The organism is Pseudoxanthomonas fibrivorans (genome assembly GCF_041464125.1).
In the GTDB taxonomy this organism is placed as follows: Bacteria; Pseudomonadota; Gammaproteobacteria; order Xanthomonadales; family Xanthomonadaceae; genus Pseudoxanthomonas.
The window spans coordinates 316,004-332,018 of record NZ_JBGNUG010000002.1 but is presented as its reverse complement, the minus strand read 5'-3'; the positions used below and the strand labels follow the sequence as shown (position 1 = coordinate 332,018).

General features: G+C 71.9%; 12 protein-coding genes. 5 read left to right on the top strand and 7 right to left on the bottom strand.

Features of this window, described 5'->3' with window-relative positions:
* The first annotated feature begins 30 nt into the window (after window positions 1-30).
* From ACA089_RS14980 to gdhA, 5 genes are all read left to right on the top strand, one after another.
* Window positions 31-1,176 carry a threonine dehydratase gene (locus ACA089_RS14980; RefSeq protein ID WP_372018323.1) on the top strand — a complete coding sequence of 382 codons (1,146 nt, stop codon included), beginning with the start codon at window positions 31-33 and terminating at the stop codon, window positions 1,174-1,176.
* Window positions 1,173-2,747, top strand: coding sequence for a 2-isopropylmalate synthase (locus ACA089_RS14975; protein ID WP_372018321.1), 1,575 nt, complete (start codon window positions 1,173-1,175; stop codon window positions 2,745-2,747). Before ACA089_RS14980 ends, ACA089_RS14975 begins: the two co-directional genes overlap by 4 nt.
* A 139-nt stretch (window positions 2,748-2,886) precedes the next feature.
* The gene (locus tag ACA089_RS14970) at window positions 2,887-3,066 is read left to right on the top strand and encodes a hypothetical protein (protein ID WP_372018318.1); all 180 of its coding nucleotides are present in this window, start codon (window positions 2,887-2,889) and stop codon (window positions 3,064-3,066) included.
* 40 nt (window positions 3,067-3,106) lie between these two features.
* The gene (gene leuB, locus ACA089_RS14965; RefSeq protein ID WP_372018316.1) at window positions 3,107-4,165 is read left to right on the top strand and encodes a 3-isopropylmalate dehydrogenase; all 1,059 of its coding nucleotides are present in this window, start codon (window positions 3,107-3,109) and stop codon (window positions 4,163-4,165) included.
* Window positions 4,166-4,209: 44 nt separating this feature from the next.
* A complete protein-coding gene (gene gdhA / locus ACA089_RS14960) occupies window positions 4,210-5,550 on the top strand; it encodes an NADP-specific glutamate dehydrogenase (RefSeq protein WP_372018314.1) in 1,341 nt (446 codons plus the stop codon).
* 76 nt (window positions 5,551-5,626) lie between these two features.
* On the opposite strand, the gene ACA089_RS14955 is transcribed toward gdhA, so the two are convergent.
* The 7 genes from ACA089_RS14955 to ACA089_RS14925 all read right to left on the bottom strand — a co-directional run bounded on the left by ACA089_RS14955 (window position 5,627) and on the right by ACA089_RS14925 (window position 15,989).
* Complete coding sequence (locus ACA089_RS14955) at window positions 5,627-7,228, bottom strand: serine hydrolase (protein ID WP_372018312.1); 1,602 nt, start codon at window positions 7,226-7,228, stop codon at window positions 5,627-5,629.
* A gap of 19 nt (window positions 7,229-7,247) precedes the next feature.
* A complete protein-coding gene (locus ACA089_RS14950; protein ID WP_372018309.1) occupies window positions 7,248-8,363 on the bottom strand; it encodes a YkvI family membrane protein in 1,116 nt (371 codons plus the stop codon).
* A complete protein-coding gene (locus ACA089_RS14945) occupies window positions 8,360-9,400 on the bottom strand; it encodes a DUF1611 domain-containing protein (RefSeq protein WP_372018307.1) in 1,041 nt (346 codons plus the stop codon). The genes ACA089_RS14950 and ACA089_RS14945 overlap by 4 nt, the downstream gene beginning before the upstream one ends.
* 61 nt (window positions 9,401-9,461) lie before the next feature.
* Entirely contained in the window at window positions 9,462-11,801 is a 2,340-nt protein-coding gene (locus ACA089_RS14940) for a TonB-dependent receptor (protein ID WP_372018305.1), read from the bottom strand.
* Between the two features lie 146 nt (window positions 11,802-11,947).
* Complete coding sequence (locus ACA089_RS14935) at window positions 11,948-13,702, bottom strand: N-acyl-D-amino-acid deacylase family protein (RefSeq protein WP_372018304.1); 1,755 nt, start codon at window positions 13,700-13,702, stop codon at window positions 11,948-11,950.
* Window positions 13,703-13,728: 26 nt separating this feature from the next.
* On the bottom strand, window positions 13,729-14,991 hold the full coding sequence (locus ACA089_RS14930; RefSeq protein WP_372018302.1) for a peptide MFS transporter: 1,263 nt from the start codon (window positions 14,989-14,991) through the stop codon (window positions 13,729-13,731).
* A complete protein-coding gene (locus tag ACA089_RS14925; RefSeq protein ID WP_372018300.1) occupies window positions 14,988-15,989 on the bottom strand; it encodes a dipeptide epimerase in 1,002 nt (333 codons plus the stop codon). The genes ACA089_RS14930 and ACA089_RS14925 overlap by 4 nt, the downstream gene beginning before the upstream one ends.
* Between the last annotated feature and the right edge of the window lie 26 nt (window positions 15,990-16,015).

The window sequence follows — 16,015 nt, the reverse complement described above, 5'->3', positions numbered from 1 at the left end:
TTCTTCGCCATCGCCCGAAGGCCCGCGGCGATGCCTGACAGCGCCAGCCCGGGCAGCGGGGAACCGGACGTCGGCGACGTCGGCGTCGCCGACGTGCTCGCCGCGCAGTCGCGGCTGCGCCGCTACCTGCCGGTCACCCCGATGCACCATGCCGAGCGCTTCGGCGTGATGCTCAAGCTGGAGAACCTGCAGCGCACCGGTTCGTACAAGGTGCGCGGCGCGCTCAACGCGATGCTGGCCGCGCGCGAACGCGGCGACCTGCGGCCGGTGATCTGCGCCTCGGCCGGCAACCACGCCCAGGGGGTCGCCTGGGCGGCCTACCGGCTGGGCACGCAGGCGATCACGGTGATGCCGCATGGCGCGCCGGAGACCAAGATCGCCGGCGTCGCCCACTGGGGCGCGACCGTGCGCCAGCACGGCGACAGCTACGACGAGGCCTACGCCTTCGCCCGCCAGCTGGCCGAACAGAACGACTACCGCTTCCTGTCCGCGTTCGACGATCCGGACGTGATCGCCGGCCAGGGCACGATCGGCATCGAGATCGCCCCGCACACGCCCGACGTGGTCATCGTGCCGATCGGCGGCGGAGGCCTGGCCTCCGGCGTGGCGCTGGCGCTGAAGTCGCAGGGCGTGCGCGTGGTCGGCGCCCAGGTCGAGGGCGTGGATTCGATGGCCCGCGCGATCAGGGGCGATACCGCCGCGATCGACCCCGCCCGTACCCTGGCGGATGGCGTGCGGGTCAAGGTGCCCGGCTTCCTGACCCGGCGGTTGTGCGCGCGCCTGCTCGACGACGTGGTCATCGTCCGCGAGGCCGAGCTGCGCGAGACCCTGGTCCGGCTGGCGCTGGAGGAAAACCTGATCGCCGAGGGCGCCGGCGCCCTGGCCCTGGCGGCCGGCCGCCGCGTCGCCGGCAAGCGCAAGTGCGCGGTGGTCTCCGGCGGCAACATCGACGCGGCCCGGCTCGCCACCCTGCTGTCCGAGGTCCGGCCGCGGGCGCCGCGCAAGCCGCGCCGGCGCACGGCCGGGCTGAACATTCCGGACGGGACCGCCGAACCGCGACCGGGACCGCTGGAAAAGCGCCGCCCAACCGCTACCCTGTCCGCCCCATCCACCATTCCCGCCCCAACGGCGCCGACCGCGCCGCAGCCCGTCAGCGAAGAGGAGTTCACCTGGTGAACGCGCCCCAGTCCCAAGCCCACCCCCAGGTCTCCCCGGCCCGCATCCGGGTGTTCGATACCACCCTGCGCGACGGCGAGCAGTCGCCCGGCTGCAGCATGACCCCGCCGCAGAAGCTGGTGATGGCGCGCGCGCTCTCCGAACTCGGCGCGGACATCATCGAGACCGGCTTCCCGGCCAGCTCCCAGTCCGACCGCGAGGCGATGTCGCTGATCGCGCGCGAGCTGCGCGAGCCGGTGCTGGCGGTGCTCTCGCGCTGCCTGCGCGCCGACGTGGACACCTCGCTGCGCGCCCTGGAAGCGGCCGCGCGTCCGCGCCTGCACGTGTTCGTGTCGACCAGCCCGCTGCACCGCGAGCACAAGCTGCGCATGAGCCGCCAGCAGGTGCTGGACATGGCGGTCGAGAGCATCTCCTACGCCAGGCAGTTCATCGACGACATCGAGTTCTCCACCGAGGACGGCACCCGCACCGAGGAGGACTTCCTGCACGAGGTGGTCGGCGCGGCGATCGCCGCCGGCGCCACGACCATCAACGTGCCGGACACGGTCGGCTTCACCACGCCGGAGGAGATCCGCGGCCTGTTCCAGCGGCTGATCGGCAACGTGCCCGGTGCCGGCGACGTGGTCTTCAGCGCGCACTGCCACAACGACCTGGGCCTGGCCGTGGCCAACACCCTGGCCGCGATCGAGGGCGGCGCCCGCCAGGTCGAATGCACCATCAACGGCATCGGCGAGCGCGCCGGCAACTGCGCGCTGGAGGAGATCGTGATGGCGCTGAAGGTGCGCGGCGCGTTCTTCAACGTCGACACCGGCATCGATTCGCGCCGGCTGGTCCCGACCTCGCAGCTGCTGCAGCGCCTGATCGGCATGCACGTGCAGCGCAACAAGGCGGTGGTCGGCAGCAACGCCTTCGCCCATGAGTCGGGCATCCACCAGCACGGCATGCTGCGCCACCGCGGCACCTACGAGATCATGCGCCCGCAGGACGTGGGCTGGCCGGACACGCAGATGGTCCTGGGCCGGCACAGCGGACGCGCCGCGGTCGAGCAGCGCCTGCGCGCGCTCGGCTACTACCTGGAAGACGGCGAGCTGGACCACGTCTTCACCGACTTCAAGGCGCTGTGCGAACAGCAGCGCGTGGTCACCGACGCCGACCTGCAGGCGCTGATGCAGGACACCGGCGACGCCGAGGGCTACCGGCTGGCCTCGATGACGGTCAGCGACCGCGGCCAGCGCGCGATCGCCACGGTCGAGCTGTCCGACCCGGATGGCAGCCGCGTGCTGGAGAGCGCCGAGGGCGACGGTCCGGTGGACGCGCTGTTCGCCGCGCTGTCGGCGGCCACCGGCGTGCGCCTGGCGCTGGAGAGCTACCGCGTGCACAGCGTCGGCCTGGGCGCCGACGCGCGCGGCGAGGCCAGCCTCAGCGTGCGCCACGGCGAGGCCGAGTACGAAGGCACCGGCACCAGCCGCGACATCATCGAGGCCAGCGCGCTGGCCTGGCTGGACGTGGCCAACCGGCTGCTGCGCCAGCGTCGCGGGGCGACGGCAGGCGAGCAGCTCGCCACCGCCTGACCGGCCGCGGCATGCGCCTTGCACGACACCCGGCGACGGGCCTCCCGTCGCCGTCCCGGTCGCGTCGCCGGCCGGTCGCCGCCTTCCCAACCACCCACATGCGGACGCCGCCGCGCGTCCACCGCAGGAACCGTTGCCGATGCCCCTCGCCGACACCACCCAGGCCGCCGCGCTGACCTTCGACGCCGCCGTGAACCGCGCGCTCGCCCGCCGCCTGTCCGACACGCCCTATCCGCACAACGGCGCCGCGACGCCGTCGCCGGCCGCCGGCGAACGCGACGCGGCCGCGCCGGACGATACGGCCACGCCGGCGGGCTGAGCGCCCGCGCGGTTCCCCTTCCCACCACCAACGAGGCCCCATGCACGCCAACATCGTCGTCCTGCCCGGTGACGGCATCGGTCCGGAGATCGTCTCCGCCACCCTGCCCGTGCTCGAAGCCGTCGCCGCGCGCCACGGCCACACGTTCGCCTTCGAGGAGCACGACATCGGCGGCATCGCCATCGACCGGCACGGCGTGCCGCTGCCGGAGGCGACCCTGCAAGCGGCGAAGAAGGCCGACGCGATCCTGCTCGGCGCAGTCGGTGGCCCGAAGTGGTCCGACCCCAATGCCGCGGTCCGGCCGGAACAGGGCCTGCTGGCGATCCGCAAGGGGCTCGGCCTGTTCGCCAACCTGCGCCCGGTGGCCCCGCATGCGGCCGCGCTGGGCGCCTCCCCGATCAAGGCGGAGCTGCTCGCCGGCGTGGACATCATGGTCGTGCGCGAACTGACCGGCGGCATCTACTTCGGCGACAAGACCCGCAGCGAGAGCGATGCCACCGACCTGTGCCGCTACACCGTGGCCGAGGTCGAGCGCGTCGTGCGCAGCGCGGCCCGCCTGGCCCGCCAGCGCCGCGGCCACCTCACCTCGGTGGACAAGGCCAACGTGCTGGAAACCTCGCGGCTGTGGCGCGACGTGACCAGCCGGATCATGCGCGAGGAATTCCCGGACGTGACCGTCGAGCACCAGCTGGTGGACTCGATGGCCATGCACCTGCTGTCCAAGCCGCGCGCCTACGACGTCATCGTCACCGAGAACATGTTCGGCGACATCCTCACCGACGAGGCCTCGATGCTGGCCGGTTCGCTGGGCCTGCTGGCTTCGGCGTCGCTGGGCGACGGCAAGGTCGGCATCTACGAACCGATCCACGGGTCGGCCCCGGACATCGCCGGCAAGGGCATCGCCAACCCCTACGCGACCATCCTCAGCGCGGCCCTGCTGCTGCGCCATTCGCTGCGCCTGGAGACGGAAGCGTCGGCGATCGAGGCGGCCGTTTCCGCCGCCCTGGACGCGAGGGTGTTCACCGCCGACCTGGCCCCGGCCGGGCAGGCGGTGGGCACCGCACAGGCCGCGCAGGCCGTGATCGAGCGGCTGGGCTGAAGCCCGCCGCACCGCCCCTACCACCGCACCACGGGAACGAACACGTGCCAGCCTCCAGAGACGCCTTCCTGGACCGCCTGCAACGCCGCGATCCGGGCCAGCCGGAATTCCTGCAGGCGGTCCGGGAAGTCACCGCCAGCCTCTGGCCGTTCCTGGAACGGCATCCGGAGTACGCCCGCGATGGCCTGCTCGAGCGCCTGGCCGAACCCGAGCGCGTGCTGCAGTTCCGGGTGAGCTGGGTCGACGACCGCGGCCAGGTCCAGGTCAACCGCGCCTTCCGCGTGCAGCACAGCTCGGCGATCGGCCCGTACAAGGGCGGCATGCGCTTCCATCCGTCGGTGAACCTGTCGATCCTCAAGTTCCTGGCGTTCGAGCAGACGTTCAAGAACGCATTGACCACGCTGCCGATGGGCGGCGGCAAGGGCGGCGCGGATTTCGACCCGAAGGGGAAGAGCGACGGCGAGGTCATGCGCTTCTGCCAGGCGCTGATGCTGGAGCTGTACCGGCACCTGGGCCCGGACACGGACGTGCCCGCCGGCGACATCGGCGTGGGCGCGCGCGAAGTGGGCTACATGGCCGGCATGATGAAGAAGCTCTCCAACCAGGCCGGCTGCGTGTTCACCGGCAAGGGCGTGGCCTACGGCGGCAGCCTGATGCGTCCGGAAGCCACCGGCTTCGGCACGGTGTACTTCGTCGAGCAGATGCTGCACCACGCCGGCCGGCCGACCCGCGGCGCGCGCGTGCTGGTCTCCGGCTCCGGCAACGTGGCCCAGTTCGCCGCCGCCAAGGCCAGCGACCTCGGCGGCAAGGTGCTGACCTTCAGCGATTCGGACGGCACCCTGTACGCGCGCGACGGCTTCGATGCCGAGGCGATCGAGCAGGTCGCCCGGCTGAAGAACGTGCGCCGCGGGCGCCTGGCCGAACTGGGCGAGGATCCGCGCTTCGATTACCTGCCCGGCCGCCGGCCCTGGCACATCCCGGCCGAGATCGCCCTGCCCTGCGCCACCCAGAACGAACTGGACGCCGACGACGCACGCACCCTGGTGAAGAACGGCGTGTTCTGCGTGGCCGAGGGCGCGAACATGCCCTCGACCCTCGAGGCGGTGGACGTGTTCCTCGAGTCCGGCACGCTGTACGCGCCGGGCAAGGCGTCCAATGCCGGCGGCGTGGCGACCTCGGGCCTGGAGATGTCGCAGAACGCGATCCGCATGTCCTGGCACCACGCCGAGGTGGACGAGCGGCTGCACGCGATCATGAAGGACATCCACGGCCACTGCGTGCGCCATGGCCGGCGCCGCGACGGCAGCGTCAACTACGTGGACGGCGCCAACATCGCCGGCTTCGTCAAGGTCGCCGACGCGATGCTGGCGCAGGGCGTGTACTGAGGCCGCGGCCGCGGGACGCGCACGCGAAGACGCCGCCCCGGGGCGGCGTCTTCGTTCCGGGGTTCGACCGCGCGCGCTACTCCGCCGTCTTCGGCTGGAACAGCAGGTCCTGGTAGTCGTAGCTGAAGTCGGCGAGCGGCGAGACCGCCTTCATCGTGATCCGTTCGACCTTGCCGTCCGCGTCCAGGGCGAAGGTCACGTAGGCCGGCTCGATCGAGGCGTCGTCCCAGTCGGCGCGGAAGGTGTCGTACTGCCAGTGGCTCAAGGTGCCGGCCATGTCCGGCGTCTGCCTGAAGTCGATCCGCAGCTTGCCATCGCGTTCGGCGACCGCGATCGGCCCGTACCAGGCGTCGGCATAGTCGCCGGCATAGCCCGCGGCCGGCAACGAGGGCCGCGACGCCTTGCGCGAAGCCTTGCCCGCGCCTTCCAGCGCGGCGAGGCCGCCGGCCAGGCGCTCGCGGTTCCAGGTCGAGAACGCCGCGACCCAGTCGCGCGGCTCGAAGCCCAGGTAGTGGTCGAGCAGCTCGAAGCCGAGGCCCCGCTGCACGTCAACGTCTTCGGAGTTGATCATCAGCGCGATGCCCAGGTCGTGTTCCGGCACCAGCACGACGAAGGCCAGCACGCCGAACACCGCACCGCCGTGCTGGATGACCTTCACCCCGCGGTAGTCCTGCACGTTCCAGCCGAGCGCGTAGCCGGAGAACTGCGGGGTGATGTCGCTGATCGGCGCCGGGTACGGGCGGATCGGCACCGGCACCTGCGGGGTCCACATCTCGTTCGCGGAGGCCTCCCCGTACAGGCGCTTGCCGCCATCGCTGCCCGGCACCACGCCCTGTCCCAGCTGCAGCTGCATCCAGCGCGCGAAATCGTTCGCGCTCCACGACAGGCCGCCGGCCGGCGCGCCCACCTGGCCCAGGCCCTCGCGCTCGGGCAGCACCTGCTGTTCGCCCAGGCCGCGCAGGCGCGGGTCCAGCCGCGCGTGCGGCTGCACCCGGTTGGCGGTGGCGAAGCGGTCCTTCTCGTCGCTGACCGCGGTCTTCATGCCCATCGGGACGAAGATGCGCTCGCGCACGAAGCGCTCCCATGGCTGCCCGCTGACCTGGGACACCAGCTCGCCGGCGACGATGTAGAGGATGTTGTCGTAGGCGTAGCCGCTGCGGAAGCTGGTCGCCGGCTTGATGTGGCGCAGCGCGCGGACGATGTCGGCACGGCTGCGCGAGGTGCGCGGGATGAACAGCAGGTCGCCCGCACCCAGGGCCAGCCCGCTGCGGTGGAGCAGCAGGTCGCGCACGGTCATCTCGCGGGTGACCCAGGGGTCGTACATCCGGAAGTCCGGCAGGTGGTCGGCGACCTTGTCGTCCCAGCCGAGCTTGCCGTCGTCGACCAGGATCGCCAGCGCCGCGGCGGTCACCGCCTTCCCGGTCGAGCCGGTGGGGAAGATCGTGTCCGCGTCGACCGGCTCGGCGCCGCCCAGGCGGCGCACGCCGTACCCGCGCGCGTGCACGATCTCCCCGCCCTTGACCACCGCGATCGCCATGCCCGGGACGTCGCGCGAGCGCATCGCCTCGGCGACCCGCTGGTCGAAGCCGGCAGGCATCGTGCCGGTCGCGGCGCCCGCGCCGGCGGCCACGGACAGCAACCACGCGCAGGCGGCGCTGCGCAGGAACCGCGAGCTCATGCCCATGTTCGATCTCCTCTCACGAAACCGGTGCCGGCGACGCCTGCACGCGCCGGCGCCACAGCAGCCACACGCCCCAGGTCAGCAGCGGCAGCACGTAGATGGCCAGGAAGTACCAGGTCAGGGTGCCGTAACCCTTGGCGACCAGGTCCACCAGGCCGACCGCGGTGGCCGCGTACACCGCCACCAGCATCACCACCACCGCAAGCGCGGGGCGCAGCGACCGCGGCATGGCGCGTCCGCGCTCCTCCCAGGCGTTCGCCACCCGCTCGTTGATCGCGTGCAGCAGGGCCACGCCGGTGTCGACCAAGGTCAGCATGACCGCGAGCTGGAAGGCCCATTCGAACCAGGGCGCCTGCAGCTTGGCCAGCAGGAACGCCGAGGGCAGCGCCTGGTCGGCGACCTCGGTGACGTAGCCGGCCATGGCGATGAAGAACACCACGCCCGGCAGCATGCCCAGCGGCCCCGCCAGCGCGCCGGCGACCAGCGCGTCGCGGCGGCCGCCGAAGTGGCGCACGCAGAACAGCACGGCCGGAATGGTGGCGACGTTGTATCCCGCGTAGGTGACGCCCGCCATGAACCAGTTGCCACCCACCGGGATCGACGCGAAGTTGGCCTCGATGCGGTCGCCGAACGCGGCCAGGCACCAGACCACGAACACCAGGTAGACCAGGTAGAGGTAGCCCACAGAGGCGACCAGGAAACGTTCGATCGCCGCCGTGCCGAAGAAGAGCAGCGCTCCGGTGGCGGCGATCATCGCCAGCGATCCGGCCAGCCTGGGCAAACCGAACAGGCTGTGGGCGATCTCCCCGGCCGCGGCGCCCATCACCGCCATGATCACCAGCATCAGCAGCACGTAGCCGACCTCGAAGGCGAACCAGCCGCGGCCGAGCAGCACCCGGAAGAACGCGCGATAGTCGTAGGCACGCGCGATCCGCGCCAGCTCGAAGCTGAGCATCAGCACCACGCTCCACACCGCCATGCTGACCGCCATGCCGAGCAGGCCGCCCCACGGCCCGGCCGGCAGGAAGAACTCGACCAGTTCGCGCCCGGTGGCGTAGCCGCCGGCGATCACCGCGGCCTGGAACACGAAGCCCGGCAGCAGGTAGCGCTGGAACGCGCCGGACGGCCTCATGCCAGGCAGGCGTCGACCAGGCGCGCGAACGGCTCGCCGCCGCGCATGGGATCGGCCACGTGCAGGCCGAGGCGCGCGGCGATCTCCCCCATCGCCCGCTGCGCCTCGGCCTCGTCCAGACCTGCGGTGTTCAGGCTGACTCCCGCGCACCGGATCGCGGGGTTGGTGCGCGACCCGAGGCGCAGGGCCAGGTCGATGGTGTCCTCCAGCGTCGGCAGCCGGTAGTGCGGATGGCCCAGCACGTGCTCGCGTCCGTGCGCGTGGCAGACCACGACCACGTCGGGCTGGCTGCCGTGCAGCAGCGCCAGCGACACGCCGGCGTAGGCCGGGTGCGACAGCGAACCCTGCCCTTCGATCACGTCCCAGTGGCCCGGTTCGGCATCCGGCGAGAGCAGCTCGGCCGCACCGGCGGCGAAGTCGGCGACCACCGCGTCCATCGGGATGCCTTCGCCGGCGATCAGGATGCCGGTCTGGCCACTGGCGCGGAAATCCGCGTCCAGCCCGCGCGAGCGGAACGCACGGGCCAGGGCGAGGGCCGTGTACTTCTTGCCCAGCGCGCAGTCCGTGCCGACGGTCAGCAGGCGCTTGCCGCTGCGCTTGCGGCCGCTGGCGACCGGCAGGCCGGGCGGCGGTTCGCGCACGTCGATCAGGCGGCGGCCGTGGGCCAGGGCGACATTGCGCAGCGACTCGATCCCGGACAGGCGCGCGTGCATGCCGCCGACGAGGTCGAGCCCGGCCTGCAGCGCTTCGATCAGCAGCGGCAGCCATGCGCCGGGAATGCGCCCGCCCGGGTTGGCCACGCCGATCACCATCGCCCTCGCGCCCGCCAGCCGTGCCTGGGCCGGGGTCATGGCGGGCAGCCCCGTGCTGACCGACGCGCCCGCGCAGGCGTATTCGCCGACGCAGCGCTCGCCCGCCCAGTCGCGCAGGCCGAACGCGGTCTTGGCGTAGCCCGGTTCGGTCGTGTCGCCCAGGAACAGCAGGTAGGGCTGCGGCAGCGCATCGGGCTCGCGCAGCACGGGTACGGCGTTGGACATGCGGGTGTGCTCGGGTCCGGTCGGGAAGTGCGCCGCGCGCGTCGAAGCACGGCGCGCTCGGTCAGAAGCGCACGTCGAATTCGAGGCCGAAGGTGCGCGGCAGGATCGGCACGGCGACCGCCTGCACCGGCGCACCGGTCACCTCGCTGCTGATCAGCTCCACCGACGACCAGCCGTCCTCGCCGGTGACGTTGTTGACGTAGGCGCGCACTTCCCAGTTGCCGCGACCGATGCCGGCATACAGGTCGAGCGCGGCGTAGCTGTCCAGCGGCAGCGGCGCGACGATCTCCTCCATCAGCACGGTCGACGGGTCGCCCGGGGCGGTGGCGCGGGTGCGCTCGGTGGTGCCGTTGACGCGGTCGCCGATCCAGCGCACCGCGCCGCCGACCTGCCCGGCCAGGCCCGCGCCGGCGCTGAACGCGTATTCGGCGGTGGCCGACCACGACCATTCCGGCACATAGGGAATGCGGTCGCCGGCCAGGCCCGAATTGAGGACGACGTCGTAGCCGTCCTGCGGGATCACCGCCGGCTCGAAGTCGTCCTTCAGCGTGGCCTTGTTGTACGCGCCGTTGATCCCGAACTGCAGGTTCGACGTGGCGCGGAACTGGGCCGACAGCTCGACGCCTTCGCTGGTCGCCTCGCCGCCGTTGACCAGGCCGCCGATGCCGTTGAACGAGGCCGCGACCTGGATGTCTTCCCAGTCGATGCGGTAGGCGGCCACGTCCAGCAGCACGCGCTGTTCGGCGAAGGCGGACTTCAGCCCGAGCTCGTAGCTGGCCAGCATCGAGGAGTCGACGGTGGGCGGCATGCCGGGCAGGGCCACGTTCGGGCCGCCCGGCTGGTAGCCCGTCGCCGCCCGCAGGTAGACCATCGCGTCCTGGTTGATCGCGAACTGCGGGCTCAGGCTCCAGGTGAACACGTCCTCGCTCGACTCGCCCGGGAAATCCCCGATCGGCACCAGGATGCCGGCGTCGCCGTTCTGGCTGAACCACTGCTCGTTGCGCGCCTGGCGCAGGCCGGCGTCGATCTTGAAGCGCTCGCCCACGCGCCACGAGCCGTTGGCGAACACCGCCAGTTCCTCGTAGGTGCTGGGCATGTTGAGCAGCGCCAGCGTGCCGAACATCTCGGCGTACGGCGCCGGCAGCGCCGAACCGTCCAGCTGCTGCAGCCACACGAACTGGCTCTGCAGCGCGTCCTCCTCGGTGTAGAACACGCCGACCATCCACTCGAACGGGGCGCCGCTCTTGGACGTCAGCCGGAACTCCTGGGTGATCTTGTCCAGGTCGAAGTCGTAGCGCAGCGCCGCGCTGCCCGGCTCGGGCAGGCCCAGCATCAGGTTGGCGACCTCGCCGAACTGGATGGTGGCGTCGAGCGTGCTGGAGGTTTCGGTCTGCGACCAGCCGGTGGCGGAGACGAAATCGCCCCAGCCCAGGTCCCAGTCCAGGTTCAGCGAGGTCAGGGTGAGCTTCTTGGAGAACGGCTGCGGCTGCCAGGTGCGGTCGACGTGGTCGCCGAACAGCGGCTGCAGCGTGTCCGGGTCCAACGCCACGCCGGCGCGGCCGTCGCTGTGGATGCGCTGGTGCAGCACCCCCAGGTCGGCGTCGAACGCCTCGCCGTCCCACGCCAGCGCCACGCGCGCGCCGATCTGCTCGGCGTCGTTGACGTCCCGGGCGCCGTCGACCTGGTTGTCGGTGTAGCCGGGCAACCCGTTGCGGGCGAAGCTCATCCGCAGGCCCAGCCGGTCCTCCTGCAGCGGCACGCTCGCGCCCAGCCGCAGGTTCCAGGCATCGCCGCCGTCCTGCACCGTGCGCAGGCCCACGCCCGCGCGCAGCTCGTCGCCGGCCAGGTCGGGGGCGCGGGTCACGTACTTGAGCAGGCCGCCGATGGCGCCCGCGCCGTACAGCGTGCCCTGCGGGCCACGCATCACCTCGACCCGGCTGATGTCGTAGGGCAGCAGGTCGAGCATGAAGGCGTTGGCCGCCTGGTAGATGCCGCTGGAGCCGACCGGCACTTCGTCGATGTACGTGGCCACGGTCGCGCTGGGCGACATCGCGGCGATGCCGCGCAGCGAGATCGCGGTCTGGCCCGGGTTGCCGTTGCTCTGCACCTGCATGCCCGGGACCAGCGCGGCGAAGTCGGTCAGCGAGCTGGCGCCGATGTTCTCGAGCTGGCGCTCTCCGATCACGCTGATCGAGGCGCCCACCTCGCGGATGTTCTCCACGCGCTTGTTGGCGGTGACCACCACCGTGTCGAGCGTGGTGGCGCTGTCGGTCGCCCCCTCGGCGGCCGCGGCGTCCTCGAAGGCCAGCGCGGGCATCGCGACGCCCCACGCCAGCACGCCGGCGATCGCGAGGGAAAGGGGCGAGCGGAGCCCGGTGCGGGCAGGCTGGAACGCGTTCATCTCAGGTCTCCCGGAAGCGAGCGTCGGATCGATGGCAGCGCGACGGGACGCCCCGCCGCATGTCCGGCACCGCATGCACGTTGCGGCGCGGACCCCCTGATCCGGATCATGATCCCAATCAGAGAATTGTCAATACGTTCGGAAAATCATTTTCCAGGCGGGTGGCGGGCTCCGGCCGCCTCCGGCGCACGCCCGGCGCCTGCCCCTCGCCAGCCCGGCCCGCGCACCACCCGGCCCGGGGTCGCGCCGGTGTGCTCGCCGTCGCGCAGCACCTGCACCCCGTTGACGAACACGTGCGTCACGCCGGTCGCGTACCGCCGCGGGTCCGCGTAGGTCGCGTGGTCCGCGATCCGGGCCGGATCGAACACCACGATGTCGGCATGGCATCCCGGCCGCAGGCAGCCGCGGTCGCGCAGCTTCCAGTTCTCCGCCGGCAGGCCGGTCAGCCGGCGGATGCCCTCCTCCAGCGGCATCAGCCCGCGGTCGCGCACGTAGTGGCCGAGGAAGCGCGCGACGTTCCCGTAGGCGCGCGGGTGCGTGCTCGACTGCAGGAACACGCCTTCGGCGGCCGACGATTCCGCGTCCGAGCCTAGACTCACCCAGGGCTGCCGCAGCCCGAGCTCGACGTTGTCCTCGCTCATCAGAAAGAACGCCGCGCCGACCGGCGAGCCGTCCTCGATGACCAGGTCGATCGCCACATCCTCGGCGCTGGTACCGCGCTCGCGCGCCACCTCGGCCAGGGTGCGGCCGGTCAGCGGCTTGAGCGCCGCGTTGCGGAAACCGATCAGCGTCACGCGCTCGTCGGAGCCGGCGAGCAGGCGCAGGTTTTCCCAGTCCGCCGCGGGATCGCGCATCTCGGCCAGCACGCGCGCGCGGATCGCCGGGTCGCGCAGCCGCCCGACCAGCGCCTCGTAGCCGCCGGCCTGCACCCATGGCGGCATGGTCGCCGTCAGCATGGTGGCGCCGGCGGTATAGGCATACATGTCGGCACTGACCTGCAGGCCTTCGGCGCGCGCGGCATCGATCCGCGCGATCGCCTGGGCCATCTTCGGCCAGTTCTCCCGGCCGGCCGCCTTCAGGTGGTAGACCTCGGCGCGCTGTCCGGTGGCGCGGGCGATGGCGATCGTCTCGTCCAGCGCCTCGAGGAAGCGGTCCGCCTCGCTGCGCATGTGCGAGATGTAGCCGCCGCCCGATTCGGCCGCCGCCTGCGCCAGCGCGGTGATCTCGGCGCTTCCGGCGAAGGCCGCCGGCGGATAGATCAGCGAGCTGCCCACGCCGAGCGCGCCCTCGGCCATCGCCTCGCGCACCCGCCCGCGCATCCGCTCCAGCTGCGCCGGATCGGGATCGACGTCGTCCTCCCCCAGTTCGTGGATGCGCACGGTGGTGGCGCCGACGAACGAGGCCACGTTCGGGGTGACGCCGCGGCGCTCGAGGTGTTCGAGGTACCCGCCGAGCGTGGTCCATTCGACCGGATAGCGCAGGTCGCCCTGCGCCCTGGCCGCCTCGGCCTTCATGCGCGGGTTGAGCGGGCCCATCGACCAGCCTTCCCCGAAGATCTCCAGGGTCACGCCCTGGCGGGTGTCGCTCATGCCACGCCCGTCGACGAGCAGCGATTCGGTCGCCCAGCTGAGGACGTTGATGAAGCCCGGCGCCACCGCCTGGCCACGCGCATCGAGCACCACCTCGGCCGAGGCATCGCTGCCCGCGGGCAACAGCGCCACCACCCGGTCGCCACGCACCGCCACGTCGACCCGCTGCGAGGGTGCGCCGCTGCCATCGTGGACCATGCCGTTGCGCACCAGCAGGTCGAAGTGCGGAGTGGCCGCGCCGGCAGGGGCCGGTATCCCGGAGACGGCGCTGGCGAGGGCGAGCGCCAGGACGATGGACGGACGGCGGGACATGGCGGTGCTCCGTCAGGACGGGCGGTTCATTCCAGTGCGCGGATCGGCCGGTCCAGCCGCCACAGCAACGCCGCGGCGGACACGGCCAGCGCGGAGAGGACCAGGAAGAAGCCGGCGTGGCTGGTCCGCGACCACAAGGTGCCCACCGCACCGGCCAGCAGGCTGCCGCTGAACACGGCCAGGAACCACGACGCCACCGTGGTCGCGCCCAGCCGCGGCGGCGCCAGCTTGGCGAACAGCCCCAGCCCGGTCGGCAGGATGAACAGCTCGCCCAGGGTCAGGACCACGAAGAACGCCACCAGCCAGCTCCAGCCGGCAAGCGCGTCGCCGGCCACGGCGGCCGCGATCGCCAGCAGCGCATAGGCCGCGGCCACGATCAGCGCGCCGGTCGCCATGCGGATCGCCGGCGTGGATTCGCGGCCGGCCGCGGCGCGGTTGCGCCAGACCATCAGCAGCAGCGGCGTCATCGCGATCACCAGCAGCGGATTGAGCGACTGGAACCAGGTCATCGGAATGGTCCACGCGCCCCAGGCGCGGTCCACGCGGGTGTCGACCCACAGCGGGAGCGTGTTGCCGATCTGTTCGTAGGCGCCGCGGAAGATGGTGGCCGCGATGCCGACACCCAGCAGCAGCCACCAGACCCTGGCGTTGCGCTGGCCGGCCTGCGCGGCGGTATCCGCCGGCAGCGCGGGGCGCGCGGCCTCCGGCGGCAGGTAGCGCCGCCCGGCCACGTAGATGAGCAGGCCCACGAACATGCCCACGCCCGCCGCGCCGAAGCCGTAGTGCCAGCCGTACAGCTCCCCGAGCGTGCCGCACACCAGCGGGGCCATCAGCCCGCCGATGTTCAGCCCGACGTAGTAGACGTTGTAGGCGCGCCCGCGGCGTGGATCGTCGCCCGCGTAGAGATCGTTGATCTGGCTCGGCAGGCTCGGCAGGAACAGGCCGTTGCCCAGCGCGATCGTGGCCAGGGCGACGAAGAACAGCGGCTCGAACGCCATCAGGAAGTGGCCCAGCGCCATGACGCTGCCGCCCAGCACCACCGCGTTGCGCTTGCCGAGCCAGCGGTCGGCGACCATGCCGCCCAGGATCGGCGTGAAGTACGCCATCGCGGTGTAGCTGCCGTAGATCAGCGAGGCCTTCTCCTGGGCGAACAGCAGCTGCTTGGTCATGTAGTAGACCAGCAGCGTGCGCATGCCGTAGTAGGAGAACATCTCCCACATCTGGGTCAGGAACAGGATGGTCAGCCCGCGCGGCTGGCCGAACCAGGTCTTGTCGGCGACGGTGCTCACGCGACGCCCTTCGGCCCCCACACCTCGTCGCCGCAGCTTATGCAGCCGCCTTCGTAGCGCACCGAGGGCGTCCGGTCCTGCTTCAGGAAGACCGGCCCGTCGAGGTCGACCACGTCGCAGAACTGCCCGAGCACGAACGCGGGCGCCGCCGCGAGGCTGGTGCCGCACATGTTGCCGACCATCACCTGCTTGCCCAGTTCGCGCGCGCGCCGGGCCATCATCAGGCCTTCGGTCAGTCCGCCGCACTTGTCCAGCTTGATGTTGATCACGTCGAAGCGGTGGTGGCGCGCCTCGAGTTCGGCCAGGTCGAGGATGCTCTCGTCGGCGGCGAACGGCAGCGGCCGCGCGATGCCGTCCAGGTCGGATTCGCGTCCGCGCACGCACGGCTGCTCGAGCAGCGAGACTTTCGCCTCGACCAGCACCGGCAGCAGCGCCGGCAGCGTGGTCGCGTGGTAGCCCTGGTTGGCATCGACCCCGATCCAGGCCGAGGGACAACGGGCACGCACCGCGCGCACGCGCGCGGCGTCGAGCTCCGCTTCGCCGGTCAGCTTCAGCTTGAGCGCGCGCGCCTGGGTATAGGCGGCGGCGCGCTCGGCCATCACCGACGGTTCGTCGGCGCCCACGGTGAAGGTAGTCAGCAGCGGGCGCACGCCATCCAGCCCCGCCAGCCGCCACACGGGCACGCCGGCACGCTGCGATTCCAGCTCCCACAGCGCGCAGTCCAGCGCATTGCGCGCGCCGCCGGCCGGCAGCAGCGCGCGCAGGCTTTCGCGGTCGATGCCCGCCTCGATCCGCGGGCGCAGCGCCTCGAGCGTGGCCAGGATCCGGTCCGGATGGTCGTCGTTGTAGTACACCCCGGCCGCCTCGCCGCGCCCGCGCCACGCGCCCTCGCGCAGGGTCACCACGGTCGCCGGCATCGCCTCGAACACATGGCCGGCGATGCGGAACGGCGCCGACATCGGCAGCGGTTCGTTGTGCAGTTCGAGCGCAAGCGGCATCGGATCACGGCTCCTGGCAGGACGGG